We start from the raw sequence: 20,884 nt of genomic DNA, 5'->3' as shown, positions 1-20,884 counted from the left end.
AAAGTAATAATAATGGCTAATGAATATAGGGGAAACCACCCATTAACTTAAGGGATAATCCTTATGTTAATTTTTTCACAATAATCATAAAATGAAAGTGTAGCCAGTATTTTGTAAACAAAAAGCATTTTTTAATTCGCTTATATTACACCAGTTTTAACTTTCATAAATATTAAATAATGCCCACATTTTTAAATTATAGAGTAACTGCGAAATACTGGCTATTTAATCATTGAAATTAAATAGATGAAAATGAAGGTGAAATGAATGAACAAAGCAAGTGGTGGTTTCCAACTTAGCTTACAAACGCTAAGTCTTGTAGTTGGATTTATGGCTTGGAGTATTATATCTCCATTAATGCCTTTTATCTCCCAAGATGTTAATATCACGGGGAATCAACTTTCAATTATTTTAGCAATACCCGTTATATTAGGTTCTATTTTAAGAGTACCATTTGGATATTTAACTAATATAATTGGTGCTAAATGGGTGTTTTTCTGTAGCTTTATTATTTTATTATTTCCTATTTACTTTTTAAGCCAAGCTCAAACGCCGGGTATGTTAATGGCTTCTGGTTTCTTCTTAGGTGTTGGGGGCGCAATTTTCTCAGTTGGTGTCACTTCAATACCTAAATATTTCCCTAAAGAAAGAGTAGGACTTGCTAACGGCATTTATGGCATGGGGAACATTGGTACTGCAATTTCTTCATTTTTAGCTCCACCTATTGCGGGTATGATTGGATGGCAAACGACAGTTAGAGGCTATTTAATTGTTATTGTATTATTTGCAATTTTAATGTTTTTACTGGGTGATGCGAATGAGAAAAAAATAAAGGTGCCACTAGTTAAGCAGTCTAAAAAATTAATGAAAGATCTTAAGCTTTATTATTTATCATTATGGTATTTTATTACATTTGGTTCTTTTGTAGCGTTTGGATTATTTTTACCGAATTTTTTAGTTCAAAACTTTAACATTAGTGAAGTAGATGCTCGGTATTAGATCTGGTATCTTTATCGCGTTAGCCACTTTTTTAAGACCACTGGGTGGGATTTTAGGTGACAAATTTAATGCAGTTATTTTATTAATGATAGATTTTGTATTTATGATTATAGGCGCAATTATTTTAGGATTTTCAAGTCATATATTATTGTTTACAGTCGGTTGCTTACTTATTAGTATCTGTGCAGGTACTGGTAATGGTCTCGTATTCAAACTCGTTCCATTCTATTTTGCAAAAGAATCAGGAGCGGCGAATGGTATTGTTTCAATGATGGGTGGGCTTGGTGGTTTCTTCCCTCCAATTGTTATATCATATGTTACGATGATGACCGGTACGAGCCATTTAGCATTTATATTTTTAGCATTCTTTGGTGTTATTGGCATTATTACCATGCTACATATCGTAAAAAAAGAAAATTTGAGACTGATCTCTTAAAATAGGCAGAAATTAAAATTAAGATAACAAATAGCGCTACATTTCCATAAGTTGGTAATGTAGCGCTATTTGTTATCTATGAATGTTTAGTCTATTTCGATGTTTGATTTCGGTTGTTCTTTTTGCTCTTTTTTAGGCAATGTTACAGTGAGTAAACCATTTTCATAAGAAGCTTTGATACTACTATCATCAACATTTTCAAATGGGAATTGACGGCTCAAATCACTGTGGTTACGTTCTTGGTGTAATGCACGTTTAGTGTCGTTTTCATCTTGAACTTCGACAGTTTGTTTACCTTCAATCGTTAGTAAATTATTTTCAAATTCTAAACTAATATTTTCTTTTTTAATACCTGGAAGTTCAGCTTCAACGATATAGGCGTTGTCTAATTCTTTAATATCTGATTTAATACCCTCAGTGCCAGGAAATTGTTCGAAAATTTGTTTCCCAAAATCTCTGAATAAATCACCTGGATTTACATCGATAAACGGATTGTTAAAATTTTTATTTTCAAAAGTCATGCTACATCTCTCCTCAGCGTAGTTTAATTGTTATATTTAATCGAATCGAATGGAATTGAAGTTTAAGTAATAAAAATTATAAAATTAAGGTGAACACTTGGTTTACCTTACAAATACATTATAATAAAATAGTCAAAGAAAATCAAAGTCAAACTATTAATCATTGTATTCATATTATTTTAGCATGAAAGTTGAAATATTTTGAAATGAAACGCTAGGATGTAGAGCCTGTTTTATAACAAGTGATTGTATAGTTTAGTTTCAGGAGTAAAGTAAAATAAGTGGGGATTGTAGTAAGTAGGATTAAAAAGAGGTGAGTCGAAGATAAAAATGTTATGTATGTATTACATTGTCCCATTTAACCTCAACAAACCCCATATGAATTAAATATCTTTCGCGAAATGTTTATTAACAAATTTTTGCAGTGTATCTTTTAAATCTATAGCTTCATCTATGTCCATGTCGAATTCACTAAAAACTTTTTTTGAAACTTTTGAAAGTGGTTCTTGCACGTTTGTCCCTTTATTAGTAAGTGCAATTTGCAAGTTACGTTCGTCATCAATCTCACGAGTTCTTGTTACGTAACCTTTTTTCTCAAGTTTTTTTAACAAAGGTGTAAGTGTTCCGAATCTAAAAAGACACGCTCACCAAGCGTCTTAATATTAATTTTTTCGTCCACCTTAATTGCGAGTAAAACGATATAACCTGTATATGTTAAATCATACTCTTTTAAATGAGAAGTATACTTCTTAATTATTTCTTTAGAAGAAACATAAAATAGAAAGCATAGTTGCTGTTCCAGGTAGCTGTCCTTTTCCTCCATTTAATCACCCCTTTTGAAATTTAACCATATTATGAACACCATTCATTGTCAAGGAACGGTTGCGCACCTCTATATATAGCTTTTTATACTATTTTTTAACTATTATCTTATTAAATAAGTAAAAATTTAATGCTATAACATTCCGCACGTCTTAATTACCTTGAATTCATATAAAGATTATAAGCTTTAAATTAATACGACTAACTTTGAAATGAGATTGAAGTATTAAATGATATTAAGAAATGTTAACTTGATGTTTGGATTAATCTGAAATATAAGGAGATTTTGTTACAAAACAGTTATAACGCTTTATAATTGTATTATAATCAGTCATACTATTAATATTATGAATTTTAATGAGCGAGTATTAATGATTTGAGTAAGATATAACTTATATATTAGGTTAATGACTTACTTTACTATAGAAAGATATCGCGTTAACTAGAGGAGATTATAAATGAAGACATTTTTTAAAATTGTGGGTGTATTAATTATAGCGCTTATAATTTCAATTGTATTATTCTTTGCCATGAGAACATACCAAGGGCATAAACACTTAGAATTAGTTGATCATTATATGAAAGATCAAAATTTGACAGAGAAAATTAAATCTGAAGAAACGCTGTACAGTGCTAAAAAAGGTTTGTTTTATAAAGAAGTTAAATTTAAAGATGATCCAAAATATACTTATGTAGTTCAACCCATCAACATGACTACAGGAATTGTAGTTCAAGGTTTTGATCCAGAGACAAATAAAGATATCAAAGGCGCTAAGCATAATGCATTTAAAAAAGATTATAAAATTAAAGACTAACTATAAAATTAATCATACAAAAAACGTATCTACAAATAGTGTAGATACGTTTTTTTCTATGACTCAGCAAACTATCAATAACATTTCATTGTAAAATAACACGTTACACAAATATAAAAAATGAGGATATACGTAAAAATAAGGGAGGCATAAGGCCATTTTATATAGGTTGAATAGGTGTGAGGCTATGACATAATAATATGTCTCAGTCTCACTTATTTCTAGTAAGCTTTGACGGGTTGGGATCATACGAAAAAATCTTGTGAGAAGTATTATGTTTCTGTCCTACTCCTTTTTATGAAAATTATAAACTGATTATGTTACTTAAATATTATTTATATTCGTATAAATTCACTTAAAGTATAAAATGAGTTTTTTAGTAGAATTTTTTGTGATTACAAAAAAAGCTATTCTGATATAATTAAGCGATGTCAGAAGAAGGAGCGTAACATCATGGCAATTATTAGAAGAATTAGTTTACCTATGCGAGTAATTATTGCATTGGTATTAGGTGTGGTCGTAGGTTTATTACTCTATGGTCACGATGAAGTCGCAAACTATATTCAACCGTTTGGCGACGTCTTCTTGAATTTAATAAAAATGATCGTAATACCAGTTGTTTTTTGTTCATTAGCTTTATCTATATCAAACGTAGGTGAATCTAAAACGGTTGGTCGTTATGGCTTTAAAACAATCTTGTATTTTGAAATTATAACAACAATAGCAATAGGTTTAGGACTAATTTTTGCAAATATATTTAAACCGGGTAGTGGACTAGACCCAGATAAATTACCAAAAGGTGACATTTCAAATTATGAAACTTCAGCTAAAGCCGCTGAGGAATCTACATATGGAAATCATTTAATCGATACAATCGTTGGTATAGTACCAACAAACTTTTTTGAAGCTTTAACTGCAGGTGAATTATTACCTATCATTTTCTTTTCTGTGTTTTTTGGTGTTGCATTATCAGCGATTGGAAAGAAAGCACAACCAGTTAAAGATTTTTTAAGTGGTTCGTTAGAAGCTATATTTTGGATGATTAATAAAATTCTTAAATTAGCGCCAATAGGTGTTTTCGCATTCATTTGTACTACAATTATGACATTTGGAGCTTCAGCATTGTTACCATTATTAAAATTGTTACTTGTTGTTATTGGCGCAATGATTTTCTTCGTTGTTGTCGTTTTAGGCATTGTAGCAAAAATGTGTGGTGTTAGTATTTTCTCTATAATGAAAATATTAAAAAATGAATTACTGTTAGCATTTTCAACTTCCGACTCTGAATCCGTACTTCCAATCATTATGCAAAAAATGGAAAGATTCGGTTCACCAAAGGACGTTACGTCATTTGTAGTACCAATAGGCTATACATTCAACTTAGATGGTTCTGCATTATATCAATCCATCGCCGCATTATTCGTTGCGCAAATGTATGGTATTGATATGTCAATAGGCCAGCAACTAATGCTTATGCTTACTTTAATGGTTGCTTCAAAAGGTATGGCAGGCGTCCCAGGTGTTTCAATTGTCGTTCTCATAACAACATTAACTTCTATGGGTCTACCAAGCAGAAGGATTAGCACTTATTATTGGCGTGGATCGCTTGTTAGATATGTTAAGAACATGTGTAAACGTTATGGGCAACGCCTTATCAACAATTGTAATTGCCAAATGGGAAAATGTTTATGATAAGGAAAAAGGCGAAGCATATTTGAAATCAATATAATAAATTTAAATCTGACATTTAAAACACTAAGTAGAGAAATAATTACTACTTAGTGTTTTTGTATAGATTAAGCAATTTGATAAAAGTGTTGGTAAAATCAAGTAAGAAAAAAGCAGTTAAATTTCCACTTAAGAAAATTTAACTGCTTTTATTTTTATGACGGAAAGTACTTTAGCATTTGCATAATCACTTGGATTACATGCCTTTCATTTCACCCATGTCATGAATTTTCATCATTAAGCCATGTGGCATATCGTCATGATCGATAACTTCCATTTCGCTATAAGTATCGTCACCTTCAGCTTTTACTAATTTAACAAAATCTCCACTCTTAGGTGAAAATCCAGATTCAGAAGGTAACTTCACATCTTCTTCTATCTTTTTATCTTTTTCGCTGATTACTTTTTCAGCTGTTGTACTGTTTTCCATATAACCATAATAAGTCTCTTTTGGACCACTAGACATCATCATAACGATTAAAACAATAGCAACAATTAACATCACTGAACTAATAACAATTGCAAACATTTTTTTGTTTTTCAAAGTTGAAATCTCCTTTATATCCGTTTCTTCTTTTATATCTGAAATGCTAAAATAATGCAATTATAAAGTGGATAATTATATTCGTTTTATAATAAATAGTACGATTTTAGACTTATTTATAAGATAAGCTAATTTAAGTATAACATTGATTGCTATTTAGGATGGTGAGATACGTATATACTTTAGCTCGTCATAATGAAGTTCAAACTCTAGAGGATTCGCTGTTCGTATAAATTGTTTTATCTCAGCTTTTGGCGTATTTGCTTGTTCTATATAATGCAAGAGTGTGCGTTCGATATAGGTTTCATTTAATAAAGGTGGTAGGGCGTAATCAATAAAACCATGTTCTCTGTTAAGTGTTTGTATAAATAGCATTGCCTTAGTAGGTAATACATGAGGTCTTAGGACAAATTTATGTACTTCTTGTGGTGAAAAGCGATGTTTCAATGAATTAAATAATAATATGTGTATATTTTGAAAATCTTTAAAAACGATATAATTTTCATGGATTGATAAAGGCTTGCCAATAAAAGGTTTTACAATTTGATATAGATACATTAAAGGCTCATATATTCCGTGACGATTCATTAATGCAATATCCATGCTATCTTTAGTCATTAATTCGTAACCTACGCCACACCCGCGATTGAGCATAATTAATATATGACACATTAAGTCGGCAGTTTCTAAAGGTGTATTTTCTTTATATAATTTAAAACACTTTTTGGTGAGTTTGGTATATACAAATTTAGAAGTGTGAATTTGTGATGCGTCAATGAGTTGGTTATAGTAATCAAAATAGCTCATTGAATGATTAAACATATTACTTTTTTTATTAAGCAATGATTGGATATCTTTTTGTTCAATATCAATAAAGTAAAAATCAAAGTTAAATCTGCGTAATATATCAAATGCACTTTTTAAGGCATGCGTTTGTTTGATCACGCCTTCAACTGTTATAGCTAATTTTACATGTATATTTAAATCTTGTACTTTAATATATAAACGGTTGATTTCTTTTAAGGACAAATGTTCAAGCATCGAAAAGCATTATAAAATTATAGTTAGATTGTTGTTGATGATAATCATTTTTATATTTTAAAAATTGTAAGATGATATCTTGAATAAATTTAAATTGCTGCCTAGATTTAATCTTAATTGCGATACCTACATTGTTTGAAAACAATGAATCAATGAAGTCAATCAAACCAGTGAAACTCAACTTTTCTAAAGCTAGCTTACTAATATTATTAATCATTAAATAGGATTCGGATAAATCAGTAAAATTGAGATTGGTGTTTAAAGTTGATTGAACTATATCCATTAGGTCATCAATGTGAATAAAAAGCGTCGGTGTTTTTGCAATATCTTTGTAGGTTAATTGATCCAATTCGATATTCATTTGATTAGATGGCAATGGCTTTTCTACTGAAATAGATTCGAAATAGGGGATATAATTACTAACATCTTCGTTAATTAGCTTAATAGGCATACGTTGTAATACCATGAACTTTTTCCTGTATTCATTAGGTGTCATATTCAAGTGGTTTTTAAATTGATTTGTATAATTTGGATAATGGTTAAATCCCATATTTTCTGAGATGGCATGGATTGTCTCTTTACTATGTACTAATTCTGCTAAGGAGACGGCTACCTTTAAGCTAGCAATATAATGTTTGAAACTTATACCTAAGTATTTCTTGAACAAAATAGAGATATACGGTGTTGATATATAAAAAGAATTAGAAATATCTTTTGAAAAAATAGGCTGAGTGATATGAGCTTTAATAAATACAGTGATTTTATTTAATAAATTACTTTCAGATTGAATAGAAGGTACATAAATAAAATCTTGTTTAATTTTAGCTTCTTTATTTAAAATAGTAATAAGTTCAATGATATTTGAAGATTTCGTATCGTTTAAGCGACTTAATTGCTCAATCATAGTTAATGTTAAATATTTGATATATTCACTAGAATTTATCAATTTGAAATTATAATAACAATGAAAGAATGATTGATCTATTTCCGCAAATTGCTGTACAGGTATTGTTAATTCAACAAGTTGTTCAGCGTTCGTTATATGATATAAATCGCTATGATTGATGACGATAAGATTGCCGCCAACAGACTCATGTTTCCCATTGATTACGACGTCAAGTTGGTTATTTAAAGAAAATAACAAGATTACTCGGTCGATACAACGTCGTGTGTATGTACTTAAATATTCATGAATACATAGTGTTGTACTTTCCATCATAAAAGCAACTCCTAATAGAAAAAATGATTTGTTGAACAAATTCCATTATATAATAAAATGTTGTGAACAGTAACACTTTAAATATAAATGTTTTTGAATATAATGTTGTTATAACGATGTAAAAATTAAATATAGAACAACTTAAAATGAGGCACGTATAAATTTTCACTATACAATAACACATTTTTAATTCATATACGTATTTTTTAGAGGAGGTTATTCATTTATGAATCATATTTATTCCAACTTTTATACCACATATAATAAAATAACTGATTTAAAACCTTATATATTAGGCATTGTACTTCATGATGATGCTGAGAATTATACTGCCAAAGATTATATAGATTGGCTAAATAATAGAATCGAAAAAAATGAACTTGAAAAAGGATGGGCAAGTGTTTATGTAGATACGGATACTTGCTATTGGTTTCACCCAACAGAATATGTTGAATGGCATTGTGGTAACGCCTATGCCAATACACATTTTATAGGTATAGAACGATGCCAATCTAAAAGAGATGGTGTGCTTACAGATCAAGAATTTATGGAAAATGAAGAAGTTAGTTTTTGGGTTGTCGCGCTATTATTAAAAAAATACAATTTACCAGTTAACAGAAATACCGTTAGAATACACAAAGAATTTTTTAAAACTGAATGTTCAGACAGGGCATGGAAGATTCATCTTGAAGATGCACAGACAAATCCAGAATCTATAATAAAACTAAAAGATTATTTTATAACTAAAATTAAAGGATATTATAATAAAGTTGGTGATTCTGAACTCGAAAATATAGGCTGATTATCATTTAGTATGTGGCATATATCTCTTGGAATAAGTAGTGTAAAAGTTCATTTAGCTATTGCGTAAATTATTGGAACCGGTTACAATTAAAATATTCATATTTATGGAACCGGTTCTATTTAAATGGGAGGTATAGAGATGAACTATAAAAAATCTGCTGCAGAAATACTACAAGCAATCGGTGGAGAAGAAAATATAGATGCGATGGCACATTGTGCTACACGATTACGTCTTGTTCTTAAGGATGAAACCTTAGTAGATGAAAAAGAATTATCCGAAATGGATGTTGTGAAGGGAACATTTTCTACCGGGGGCCAATATCAAATTATTATAGGTTCGGGTACTGTGAACAAGGTATTTACAGAGTTAGAAAGCATAACAGGTAAAGAAGTCGCTACGACATCAGAAGTAAAAGCAGAAGGTAATAAAAACATGAATCCATTCCAGAGGTTTGTGAAAATGTTATCTGATATATTTGTACCAATTATTCCCGCAATCGTAGCAGGTGGTTTATTAATGGGGATTAATAATATTCTAACAGCACCAGGTATTTTCTATGATAAACAGTCGTTAATAGAAGTACATAATCAATTCAAAGGTCTGGCAGAAATGATTAACATCTTTGCGAATGCACCGTTTACGCTACTACCAATTTTAATTGGATTTAGCGCTGCTAAACGCTTTGGAGGAAACGCCTTTCTTGGTGCAGCCTTAGGGATGATTCTTGTTCATCCAGAGTTAATGAGTGCCTATGATTATCCCAAAGCTTTAGAAGAAGGGAAAGAAATACCTTCTTGGAATGTACTTGGTTTGGAAATAAATCAGGTAGGTTATCAAGGGCAAGTATTACCAATGTTAGTAGCTGCTTATATTTTAGCTAATTTAGAAAAGGGTTTACGTAAAGTAGTACCGACTGTATTAGATAATTTATTAACACCGTTACTTTCAATTTTAGTAACTGCATTTTTAACATTTTTATTTGTTGGACCTATCACACGCACATTAGGTTATTGGTTGTCTGATGGACTAACATGGTTATATGAATTTGGTGGCGCAATTGGAGGACTTATTTTTGGATTGTTATATGCGCCAATTGTAATTACAGGTATGCACCACAGTTTTATTGCAATTGAAACACAACTCATTGCAGATAGTGCTTCCACAGGTGGTTCATTTATTTTCCCAATAGCAACGATGTCCAACATAGCGCAGGGTGCAGCAGCTTTAGCCGCATTCTTTATTATAAAAAAGAACAAGAAATTAAAAGGTGTAGCATCTGCTCGCGGGCATCTCAGCACTTTTAGGTATTACGGAACCTGCAATGTTTGGGGTGAATCTAAAATTAAGGTATCCATTCATTGGAGCGATTGTAGGTTCAGGTATTGGTTCAGCTTACATCTCATTCTTTAAAGTTAAAGCAATTGCTTTAGGTACTGCAGGACTTCCAGGTTTTATATCTATTAGCGGCCAGAATAACGGTTGGTTACATTATGGTATCGCCATGCTCATTACCTTTATCGTAGCCTTTGCGGTTACGTATGGTCTATCTTTTAGAAAAAACTATAAAAATGAAGTAGGATAATTATATAAATTCTAGTGAGATTTAGACTTTTGCTATAACGCATAAAAATAAACCCAACGTTAATTACAATGTGGGTTTATTTTTATGATAAATATCAATTTTTAGGATGCCTTCAAAGCTTTTGTTTACGCCATAAAAATGCGCCGACAATCGTCACGATGACTAATGAAATAGCAATGACAATCAGCCATGATACATAGCTGTGATCATCTATAGGTAAGGGTACGTTCATACCAAAAAAACTAAAGACCAATGTAGGCAAGGTTAAGAAAACAGTAAACAACGTTAATGTCTTCATCGTATTGTTCATTTCATTAGAAAGTAACGAAGCGTAAGAAGTTGTAATACTCTCTAAAATGTCCGTATATAATTTTGTGGTTTCTAAGGCTTGGTTATTCTCGATAACCAAATCTTCCAACAAATCTTCATCTTCATCAAAACGCTTAATCGCAGGTAGTCGGAATAATTTTTTGATAATGGCTTCATTGCCTTTAAGTGCGGCAAGAAAATATACTAAACTTTTCTCGACTTCCATTAAATTATAAAGTTGTTTATTCGTGACATTATTTTTCAAATCACGTTCGATGCGTAATCTTGTTTTATTAAGTAATCTAAGATTTCTATTATAGTGGTTGGAAATTGTCAGTAATATATTAAGCGCAAAGCGACTATGAAAATGTAGATTAATATTTTGGCGATTAAACTTTTCAAGAAACTCATTTTCAGTATTACATACGGTTATTATTTTTTTGTTACCAATGATGATACCTAAAGGAATAGTAATAAATGAAAGTACTTTTAAGTTTGTATCATTAACAACTGGGATATCGAGAATGATTAGTGAATAACGTGTATCTTCATCATACTCTACACGAGCGCTTTCTTCTGTATCTAATGGGTCCCGAACAAAGTCGTCTGGAATACCGTATAAATTTATTAAAGATTCAATTTCTTCCCAATTTGGATCAACTACATTTACCCAGGAAGCGGATTGATCTAATGGAGATTCAACAATCTCATGTGTTTGTGTGTGTTTATATGCAGTAATCATAATACAAATAGTTCCTTTCTCTAAAATTCTTTTTAATACTAGCGAAGAAATACAAAGATGACAAGTTTAATTTGTGAAATCAGTATGTTGGTGCTCATTTGCCATAAGACGTAAAGGACCATTAAAGATAATTTTAAACAAATAATCAACTACCGTCTCTGGATTCATTCTATCTTCATCTTGTACCCAATGCTTAATAAATGAAATCATGGCCCCCGCAGTATAACTATGAAAATAGTCTAAAGGAATATCTGCAATTGTATTGTTATTTGAAACATTTTTTTTCATATTATTCAGCATGATGTCGGAAATTTTATTTTCAATTTGACTTTTACGTTCCAAGCTAAAAATAACTTTGTAGAAATCTATATGATCATATAAATAAGTCACTACTTTTTTTAAAATATCTTCTGTAAAATGCTTAGTAAAGGCCTCTAAATCATCATTCTGTATAATGACTTTATCGAAATCAACTGCAGACGATAAAGCTAAAGTATATTCATCTTCCATATCAGAAAGTAAAATATATTTATCTTCATAGTGTAAATAAAAAGTACCACGGTTCACATCGGCTAATTGTGTAATATTTTGTATCGTAATTTTTTCTAAATCTTTTTCTTCAAGCAATTGTATAAAAGCATTTTTAATTGCTGTTTTCGTTTTACGGACACGTCGATCTTCTGGCATAGTCGTCACCTCATTAGAGTTAATTAACAATATGTATTTATATGTTGATAAACAAACAATATGATTGTTATTGCATATTGAATATTCGATTAACCTCATTATAATAAACAAAGTAATCAATAATCAACACGATGTTTAATAAGGAGGTAAATAATATGAATATATTTAAAAGCAAATTACTTTGGGTTGCACCAATAGCGATATTAATTATACTTGCTATTTTTTCAATTGGATTTTATCCTGCATATAATCCCCAACCGAAAGAGATGCCGATTGCAATTGTGAATCACGATGAAGGGACATCTATTCAAAATAAAGATATAAACATAGGTGAAAATTTAGAAGATAAATTAAAGGATAGTGACTCAAATGAAATAAAATGGGTCAATGTAGATAGTGAAAAAGAAGCACGCAAAGGATTAGATGAACAAAAATATTTTGGTGCTGCAATTTTCGAAAAAGACTTTTCAAAAAATGCGATGAGTAAAACTCAAAAGGTAGTAATGGATAGTAAGAAACAAGAAATGGAAGATAAAGTGAAATCAGGTGAAATGCCAACTGCTCAAGCTAAACAAATACAACAAAAAATGAGTGAATCGAGTAGTAGTCAAGGTATAACAGTTAAGCAAGCTGAATTTAAAACTCTTACGAACAGTGGGGCAAATATGCAAGCTTCACAAATGTCATCCAGTGTACTCACAGGTATAGGAGATAATCTGAATAAGCAAATTTCTGAGCAGTGCGCTAGATACATTAGATAAACAAAATGTAAAAGTGAATGCGAGCGACATCAAAGATATTACAACGCCAGTGAATGTAGTAAATAAAAAAGTGAATGAAGTGAAGGACCACCAAGCTAGCGGTAACGCGCCATTCTTAATGTTTATGCCAGTGTGGATAAGTTCAATTGTAGTTTCAATATTGCTATTCTTTGCATTTAGAACCAGTAATATTGTTAAAATTTCGCAACGTATCATTGCTTCATTAGGTCAAATGATTCTAAGTGTAATCACAGCATTTATTGGTGGATTTGGGTATGTTTATTTCATGTCAGGCGTGTTAGGTTTTGACTTCCCTGATATAAATAAAATAGCAATTTATATATCTATTTCCATTCTAGGATTTATAGGATTAATCTTGGGTGTAATGACGTGGCTAGGTATGAAAGCAATACCTATTTTCTTTATTGCAATGTTCTTTAGCATGCAACTCGTAACCTCGCCAAAACAAATGTTACCTAAATTCTATCAAGACTATATAGTGAATTGGAATCCATTTACGCACTATGCTGAATATTTACGAGAATTACTCTATATGCATCAGTCATTAGAAATGAATTCAACGATGTGGATGTTTGTAGGATTTATCATTTTCGGTATCATTTCATCTCTCTTAGCGACAATAATTAGAAAGCATAGTGGAAAACGTTCAGAATTACCATCTTAAACAAAGTAATTAACTGTATATTACAATCAATTAGAGAAAAATTGAATTAGAATTAAGATCAAATAAAAAAGGCTTCCCAAAATTTGGGGAGCCTTTTTTTATTACTTACACCTCAATAAAAACATGAAAATGAGAATTAATTAATTTGAATATATTTATACGATTAAATTCATTAAAAAGACATAATTATTTTACACGTAAAATCAATAAAATAACTAGGGAAATACTGATAACAAAGCGTTTTATAAGGGGTCTGATACATCGTTGAAATATGATTGCAAAAACATTTAGAAATATCCCTCTAATTTTAATAAAAAATTAACACTAAATTTACAAATATGCGTTATAATTCACATAGTTTACAAATAATTTAAAGAGGTGTAACAATGGATTCATCTGTTATGGAGATAATTTTCACTTTTATCGGTGGATTAGGTATATTTTTATACGGGATTAAGCAAATGGGCGACGGCTTACAAGCTTCAGCAGGAGACCGTCTTAGAAGTATATTAAATAAATTTACGAGCAACCCGCTTATGGGCGTACTTGCGGGTATGATAGTTACGATTTTGATACAAAGTAGTTCAGGTACAACAGTAATTACGATTGGACTTGTAAGTGCAGGATTTATGACAATGCGTCAAGCCATTGGCGTTGTAATGGGAGCGAATATAGGCACAACGGTTACAGCATTTATTATAGGTATTGATCTTGGTGCATATTCGTTACCAATATTAGCTATTGGTGCATTTTTAATATTCTTTGTTCAAAAACGTAAAGTTAAAAATATTGGTATGATTTTATTTGGTTTTGGTTCGCTATTCTATGGATTAGAATTAATGAGCGGCGCCGTAAAACCACTTGCTAATTTAGATGGTTTCCATCAATTCATGTTAGACATGTCAACGAATCCAATTTTTGGTGTAGCAACAGGTACAATCATAACAGTTGTCATCCAAAGTTCGAGTGCCACAATTGGTATACTACAAGGGTTCTTTGCGAACGACTTAATTAGTTTAAATGGTGCTTTGCCAGTATTATTAGGCGACAATATAGGTACAACAATTACAGCAGTACTCGCAAGTTTAGCTGGCTCACTTGCTTCAAAACGTGTAGCAGACAGTACATGTTATGTTTAACGTAATAGGTGCGGCAATATTCTTAGCGATTTTACCTATATATCAATGGGCTGTCGAATGGATGCAAGGCGCAATGAACTTAAATCCAGAAATGACAATTGCATTTGCACACGGCACATTTAATGTAACAAATACATTAATCCAATTACCATTTATATTTGTCTTAGCTTGGATCGTTACGAAACTTATTCCAGGTGAAGATATCAATGAAAAATACAAACCTAGACATCTAGATAAAAATTTAATTAATAGAGCTCCAAGTATCGCTTTACAAGAAGCACAAGATGAAATCCAAAACATTGGACGCATGACATTCTCTTTATTAGAGAATGTGAGTGAATATAATGAAAAAAATGAGAAAAAAGTACTTCAAAAGCATGCCGCTATTAATAATATGCATGAAAATGTAAAAGAATATTTAACGAAAATATCTGAGAAAAAGATATCTAAAAAAGATGCAGAAAGAATGTCAGTGTTATTTGACGTAAATCGTACGATGTTAAAAGTAGTCGGATTATCTGAAGCATATATATTAGATTTGAAACAATTGCATAATGAACCAGTACAAATCTCTGATAAAGCCGCACAAAGTATCGATAAACTCTATTCACACGTGAACACGTCATTCGAAAAATCAGTTGAAATGTTTAGCGTATATGACAAAGTTAAAAAAGATGAAATTGTTAATTTAAGTAATGATTCATATACACTTGAACACGATTTAAGAAAAAAACATATTAAGCGTTTAAGTTCAGGTGAATGTTCACCAGAAGGTGGTCTGTTATATCTAGATATGATTGCTATACTAGAACGTATCGGCTATCATTCGAGAAATATATCAGAAGCAATGATTGATATTGACGAACTTTCAAATGAAGAAGAAACAGAACATACTGTAGGTTGGACTTACTAAAGTTTAATTAAATATAAAGTTAAAAGCTGAGAAAGTTTGTTGTAAAACAGACTTTCTCAGCTTTTTTTATGTTGTTGAAAATTAACCAATATTGCTATAGCCGACACAATAAAATACATGTATCAAACCAATTCAATTTTAATCCTTAGTAAAGAGATAGGGATACTTGACAAAATGTCATAGAAGGCATAATATTACATATAATAAAATTTTCAGAAAACTGATATGGGGGGACAGCATGTGACAGCCATTAGCATTCTTGATCAAAGTCCAATAGATAAAAATGAAACAGTAAACGACGGTATAGCTCGTACCGTTGAATTGGCACAACTAGCAGATAAATTAAATTATACAAGGTACTTTGTTGCTGAACATCACAATATAGAAGAAGTAGCTGGTACGAGTCCGGAGATACTTGTAACACATATATTGAATCACACAAAAAATATACGTGTAGGTTCTGGTGGCGTAATGTTGCAACATTATAGTCCATTCAAAGTTATAGAACAATTTCATTTCATTAGTCATTTAGCACCTGGAAGAGTCGATTTAGGTATAGGTAAAGCACCGGGAGGCTTTCCTTTAGCAACACAAGCGTTGCAAACAGAATTCAAGTCACCTCAAACAAGCTTCAATGATAAATTTCATTTATTAAATCAATTTAATAATGGCGATTTTTCTGAAGACGAAGATTATCGACAATTACAAACAACGATTCGCAATAATGAAATACCTACACCACAAATTTATCTACTAGGTGGTAGTGAACGTTCTGCTCAATTTGTCGCTACAGAAAAAGTTGGGTTTATATATGCATTTTTCATAAATTCAAATATTGAAACATTACAACAAGCCCTTAAAGATTATAAGCAACAATTTCCTGAAGGCAGAGTCATTGTAGGAGTAGTCGCTGTTGTATCAGAGAATAAAGAAGAACAAGCAATAGTTAAAGAAGGTAGCACAAATTACGCTTTACATTTCGAGGACGGTAGAAAAATCACTGTCAATACAAAGGAACAAGTAGAAAAATTTAAAAAACAAAGTGACGAAGACTTTGAAGTTGAAGAAAAACAAATAGATGTTTTTAATGGTTCCGCAGATGAAATTAAGCAACAGCTCAATCAATTAAATCATGACGGCAATATAGATGAATTTATGCTACATATGCCAGTTCAAAATCATAAATTAAGAATTAAAACAGTAGAACAACTAGCTATAACGAATAACAAAGAAAAGCAGAAAGAAGGGGTATTATGAGTCAAAATAAAATCGATTTTGGAATCATGTTAAACGGTCCTGGTGGTCATATGCATGCTTGGAAATCTAAAGACGTACCGAGTGATGCCAGTACAAATTTTGAGTTTCAACTTGATGTCGCTAAAAAAGCTGAACAAGCAGGATTCAGTTTTGTATTTGTAGCAGATGGATTATTTATTCATGAGAAATCTATTCCACACTTTTTAGATAGACATGAGCCGTTAACATTTTTAGCTGCGCTTGCGCCGGTAACTCAACGTATTGGGTTAGTTGGTACCATTTCAACGTCATATAGTGAACCCTTCACTGTTGCTCGACAACTCGCAACAATCGATAAAATCAGTCACGGCCGTGCAGGCTGGAACATAGTAACTTCGCCACTTGCTGGTAGTGCTGATAATTATAGTAAAGGAGACCATCCTGAACATGATGTCAGATATGATATTGCTGAGGAACATCTTCAAGTCGTTCAAGGATTATGGGATTCTTACGAAGATGATGCCTTTACATTTGATGTTGAGACTGGTGCATATTTAGATAAGGAAAAAATGCATACGTTAGATTATAAGGGACAATATTTTCAAGTTAAGGGCCCATTAAATGCCAGTCGTTCAGAGCAAGGTCAACCTGTCATATTTCAAGCAGGTGCATCTCCTAAAGGACAAGCATATGCGGCTCAATATGCTGATGCAGTATTTACTTTAGGTGAATCACTGGATATTGCTAAAAGTAATTACGACAGTATTAAATCACAAGCCAAAACGTTTGGGCGTGATCCACAAAACATTAAAGTATATCCTATATTATCCCCAGTTATTGGTAAGTCGAGCGATGAGGTAGAAGCACGCTTTGATGAAATAAAATCATTGGCGACAATTGACGAAGCTTTAGATTACTTAGGCAGATATTATGATCATCATGATTTCAGTCAATATGATCTCGATGCACCGTTTCCAGATTTAGGTGAAGTGGGGCAAAATAGCTTCCGTGCAACTGCAGATTCTATCGCGGCACGTGCAAAACAAAATAATTTAACATTGAGAGATGTTGCTTTAGAAGAAACAGCTCGTCGCTCTCCTTTCACTGGAACTTATGAAGAAGTAGCAAACTTACTCATTGAATGGTTTGAACATGGGGCAGCAGATGGATTTATCTTCGGACCTCATATTAACGGACCTGTATATGATGAATTTTTAAATAATGTATTACCTATTTTAGAAGAAAAAGGTTATTACGATAAAGCATATCAAGGAGATACATTACGTGATCACATTGGTATTCCTTTTAAAGAAAATAGATATAGTAAGTCAGAAGTAACACATTAATACTCAGTAAACAATAAAGTGGATAGACGCATCTGGTTTTATAACGTTGTGTCTGTTTTTTAAATATAAGGAGAGAAGTTCATGTCAGAATCAAGTACAACATCATATGAACATGTAAATCATAGTAACGTCAACAACACCCCAGAGCAAACTGAAACAAAAGTGAAAAGAAAATTCCAATTACCTCATGTGCTATTAATGATGCTTATTATGATGATGTTTGCTTGTTTATTGACGTATGTCATTCCTGCTGGACAATTTGATACGAATAAAGATGGATCAATGATACAGGGGACTTATCATGCGATTTCACAAAGTCCAGTGAACCCATTTTATGCTATTACACTCATACTTAATGGGGGGATACAATCGGCCCAAACGATTACACTATTATTATTTATAGGTGGCGCAATGGGTGGTATATTACAATTAGACTCTGTGACAAAATTAACGAATTATATGATTTTTCGTTTCGAACATGCGGGTGCATTACCATTAATTATCGGGTTGTTTTCTTTGATGGCGTTTATCGGCTTCTTCGTTGGTGGAGATCAAATGATCGTGTTCGTAACGCTTGGCGTCATACTCGTAAACCGTTTGAAATTAGACCCTATTATGGCACTAGCGATTACATTCTTACCTTTGTATATGGCATTTTCAATTTCTCCATCAGGTATGGCTAAAATTGGCCAAATTGTTTATCCTGAAGTAGCGCTATATTCTGGTTATGGTGGAAGAGCTATCATGTATGCAGTGTTTTTAATTATCACCTTGTTATATGTGATTTGGTACGCAAGAAGAGTCATTAAAGATCCAAATAAGAGTATGATGCCGACGCAAACGTGGCTGTTTAATCATAAAGACAAAAGTAATGATGATATGGCAATTGAAGATAGACAAGTAAATTGGAGAGATATCATCGTAGCCGCATTAGTCATTGTGACGCCGATTATATTAGCCTTAGGTAATGGTATGTTAAACTGGACAGAAAAATACGGCAATGGTGTATTTATTACTGTTTTTGGCATTAGTTTTGTTTTAGCCTATTTAATAAAACAAAAAGGGACAACTGCAATGGTTGATGGATTTTTGGAAGGTGCTAAACCGATGTTGGTCGTAGCATTTGCGATTATCATGGCAAATACAATTAGTGTAATTTTAGAAAAAGGAAAGATATTAAGTACAATTGTAAACAGTCTTACTACACAACTTGATGGTTCATCATCTGGCATGGTAGCTGTTATCGTCTTTATTGTCGCAGGTGTATTTAATTTCCTAGTACCGTCTGGTTCAGGATTAATGAGTGTGATGATTCCTATTTTACAACCTGTAACTAATGCGTTAGGCGTTAATGATCAAATGCTGTTAACCTCTTTATCGTTTGGTGGAGGGTTAGGTAACTTAATTACACCAACTTTAGGTGCAACAGTAGGTGCTATCGCGATTGCCAAAGCAAACTTTGGTTCGTGGTTTAAATTTATGATACCACTGTTTCTAATTTGGATTGTCGTTGGTTCAGTTATACTTTACATCTTTACTGCTGTAGGTTGGAGCGGCGGCGTTTAAAAAATAACAAAAATATAAGGAACAATGATGTACTGTAATATTTTAGAAGTCATATTTAACTTTTAAAATAACAGTTTTCATCATTGTTCCTTTTTATTTATTGTGCAATTGTAAGCGTGAAAGGGACGTCATGTGTCCATTTTTGAGTTGGTGGTTCATCCGTTATGACTTCGGTGATATCACTGATTTTGGCAAAGGAAAGTGTAGAAGAAATATCGAATTTACTTTTATCAATAAGTGCAATTACATTTTCACTTTCTCGTACCATTTGTTTTTTTAATTGAACTTCAGGTAGTGAGAAGTCTGTTAATCCATTATCAAGTGTAAAGCCATTTGCGGATAAAAAGAAATAATCAATATGATACATTTCTAATATTTGTGAATCTATATTACCAGTAATAGCATTTGAGTCCTGGGAAACAAATCCTCCAACTACTAGAACAGTTAAATGGGGGTTCTCTTTTAAAAGTACCGCATTTTCTAAACCATTTGTAATAATTGTAAGTTCCATAGTAGTTTCTGCTAATAATTTTGCTAATTCATATGTTGTAGAGCTTGCATCAATCATAATGCATTGTTGGGGTTCAATCTTTTTTAATGCATATTTACTAATTTTATACTTTTCACTATGTTTTTGTGTCAGACGATAAGAAAAGTTTAATTTAGAAGTCATATTTTCAGTTACTTTTGCACCACCGTGTGTTCGAGTGACTTTGTTTTCACTTTCTAAACGTCTAAGATCACTCCTAACGGTTGCTTCTGTCACACTTAAATAATCTGAAAGCTGTTTAACAGTCGCACGTTTGTGTGATTTTATATAGGTATATATATGCTCTCTTCGTTCATCTGCGTACATTTTCATATGAATCATATCCTCCTTCGTATCATAAACTATTTTAACATAAATCGTACACAAGCAAATAAAAACAAGACAAAACGAAAATAAATGAAAAAATATTTGAAAGAAACGAAAAAATATATTAGAATT

At 31.8% G+C, this 20,884-nt stretch carries 12 protein-coding genes and 6 pseudogenes; 10 read left to right on the top strand and 8 right to left on the bottom strand.

Annotated elements, in window-relative coordinates; genetic code table 11:
* Positions 1-267 precede the first annotated feature (267 nt).
* Positions 268-1,435 (top strand): annotated as a pseudogene (locus ABLV90_RS00805) (nitrate/nitrite transporter).
* Positions 1,436-1,521: 86 nt separating this feature from the next.
* Here the strand turns inward: ABLV90_RS00805 and ABLV90_RS00800 are convergent.
* Positions 1,522-1,956: an Hsp20/alpha crystallin family protein gene (locus tag ABLV90_RS00800; RefSeq protein WP_285324175.1), complete on the bottom strand. Its 435-nt coding sequence runs from the start codon at positions 1,954-1,956 to the stop codon at positions 1,522-1,524.
* Positions 1,957-2,339: 383 nt separating this feature from the next.
* Positions 2,340-2,779: pseudogene (locus tag ABLV90_RS00795) on the bottom strand (MarR family winged helix-turn-helix transcriptional regulator).
* Between the two features lie 457 nt (positions 2,780-3,236).
* Between ABLV90_RS00795 and ABLV90_RS00790 the strand changes: the two are divergent.
* Together ABLV90_RS00790 and ABLV90_RS00785 are read left to right on the top strand one after the other, a co-directional pair.
* Positions 3,237-3,593 (top strand): DUF3139 domain-containing protein, encoded by a 357-nt coding sequence (locus ABLV90_RS00790; RefSeq protein WP_460871947.1) that lies wholly within the window; start codon positions 3,237-3,239, stop codon positions 3,591-3,593.
* A gap of 453 nt (positions 3,594-4,046) precedes the next feature.
* A pseudogene (locus ABLV90_RS00785) lies at positions 4,047-5,322 on the top strand (cation:dicarboxylate symporter family transporter).
* Positions 5,323-5,517: 195 nt separating this feature from the next.
* Here the strand turns inward: ABLV90_RS00785 and ABLV90_RS00780 are convergent.
* From ABLV90_RS00780 to ABLV90_RS00770, 3 genes are all read right to left on the bottom strand, one after another.
* Positions 5,518-5,865, bottom strand: coding sequence for a DUF4889 domain-containing protein (locus ABLV90_RS00780; RefSeq protein WP_427706547.1), 348 nt, complete (start codon positions 5,863-5,865; stop codon positions 5,518-5,520).
* Positions 5,866-6,021: 156 nt separating this feature from the next.
* Entirely contained in the window at positions 6,022-6,906 is an 885-nt protein-coding gene (locus ABLV90_RS00775; protein ID WP_460871946.1) for a hypothetical protein, read from the bottom strand.
* Positions 6,899-8,125, bottom strand: a complete 1,227-nt coding sequence (locus tag ABLV90_RS00770; RefSeq protein ID WP_460871945.1) for a helix-turn-helix domain-containing protein — start codon at positions 8,123-8,125, stop codon at positions 6,899-6,901. The genes ABLV90_RS00775 and ABLV90_RS00770 overlap by 8 nt, the downstream gene beginning before the upstream one ends.
* A 226-nt stretch (positions 8,126-8,351) precedes the next feature.
* On the opposite strand from ABLV90_RS00770, the gene ABLV90_RS00765 reads away from it, so the two are divergent.
* Together ABLV90_RS00765 and ABLV90_RS00760 are read left to right on the top strand one after the other, a co-directional pair.
* Complete coding sequence (locus ABLV90_RS00765; RefSeq protein WP_460871944.1) at positions 8,352-8,927, top strand: N-acetylmuramoyl-L-alanine amidase; 576 nt, start codon at positions 8,352-8,354, stop codon at positions 8,925-8,927.
* 141 nt (positions 8,928-9,068) lie between these two features.
* Positions 9,069-10,512: pseudogene (locus tag ABLV90_RS00760) on the top strand (sucrose-specific PTS transporter subunit IIBC).
* Between the two features lie 112 nt (positions 10,513-10,624).
* Here ABLV90_RS00760 and ABLV90_RS00755 read toward each other — a convergent pair.
* Together ABLV90_RS00755 and ABLV90_RS00750 are read right to left on the bottom strand one after the other, a co-directional pair.
* Complete coding sequence (locus tag ABLV90_RS00755) at positions 10,625-11,563, bottom strand: magnesium transporter CorA family protein (protein WP_427706556.1); 939 nt, start codon at positions 11,561-11,563, stop codon at positions 10,625-10,627.
* 66 nt (positions 11,564-11,629) lie between these two features.
* Complete coding sequence (locus tag ABLV90_RS00750; protein ID WP_427708019.1) at positions 11,630-12,250, bottom strand: TetR/AcrR family transcriptional regulator; 621 nt, start codon at positions 12,248-12,250, stop codon at positions 11,630-11,632.
* A 155-nt stretch (positions 12,251-12,405) separates the two neighbouring features.
* On the opposite strand from ABLV90_RS00750, the pseudogene ABLV90_RS00745 reads away from it, so the two are divergent.
* The 5 genes and pseudogenes from ABLV90_RS00745 to ABLV90_RS00725 all read left to right on the top strand — a co-directional run bounded on the left by ABLV90_RS00745 (position 12,406) and on the right by ABLV90_RS00725 (position 19,896).
* Positions 12,406-13,696 (top strand): annotated as a pseudogene (locus ABLV90_RS00745) (ABC transporter permease).
* A 386-nt stretch (positions 13,697-14,082) separates the two neighbouring features.
* A pseudogene (locus ABLV90_RS00740) lies at positions 14,083-15,748 on the top strand (Na/Pi cotransporter family protein).
* A gap of 240 nt (positions 15,749-15,988) precedes the next feature.
* Positions 15,989-17,005, top strand: a complete 1,017-nt coding sequence (locus ABLV90_RS00735; RefSeq protein WP_460871943.1) for an MsnO8 family LLM class oxidoreductase — start codon at positions 15,989-15,991, stop codon at positions 17,003-17,005.
* A complete protein-coding gene (locus ABLV90_RS00730; RefSeq protein WP_427706566.1) occupies positions 17,002-18,330 on the top strand; it encodes an LLM class flavin-dependent oxidoreductase in 1,329 nt (442 codons plus the stop codon). The genes ABLV90_RS00735 and ABLV90_RS00730 overlap by 4 nt, the downstream gene beginning before the upstream one ends.
* Positions 18,331-18,411: 81 nt before the next feature.
* Positions 18,412-19,896, top strand: a complete 1,485-nt coding sequence (locus tag ABLV90_RS00725; protein WP_427708013.1) for a Na+/H+ antiporter NhaC family protein — start codon at positions 18,412-18,414, stop codon at positions 19,894-19,896.
* A 97-nt stretch (positions 19,897-19,993) separates the two neighbouring features.
* On the opposite strand, the gene ABLV90_RS00720 is transcribed toward ABLV90_RS00725, so the two are convergent.
* The gene (locus ABLV90_RS00720) at positions 19,994-20,758 is read right to left on the bottom strand and encodes a DeoR/GlpR family DNA-binding transcription regulator (protein WP_065338647.1); all 765 of its coding nucleotides are present in this window, start codon (positions 20,756-20,758) and stop codon (positions 19,994-19,996) included.
* Between the last annotated feature and the right edge of the window lie 126 nt (positions 20,759-20,884).

This window comes from Staphylococcus sp. 2S1, from assembly GCF_046721335.1.
Classification (GTDB): Bacteria; Bacillota; Bacilli; order Staphylococcales; family Staphylococcaceae; genus Staphylococcus; species Staphylococcus equorum_A.
The sequence above is the reverse complement of the archived record's forward strand: the minus strand, read 5'-3'. Positions and strand labels throughout refer to the sequence as shown.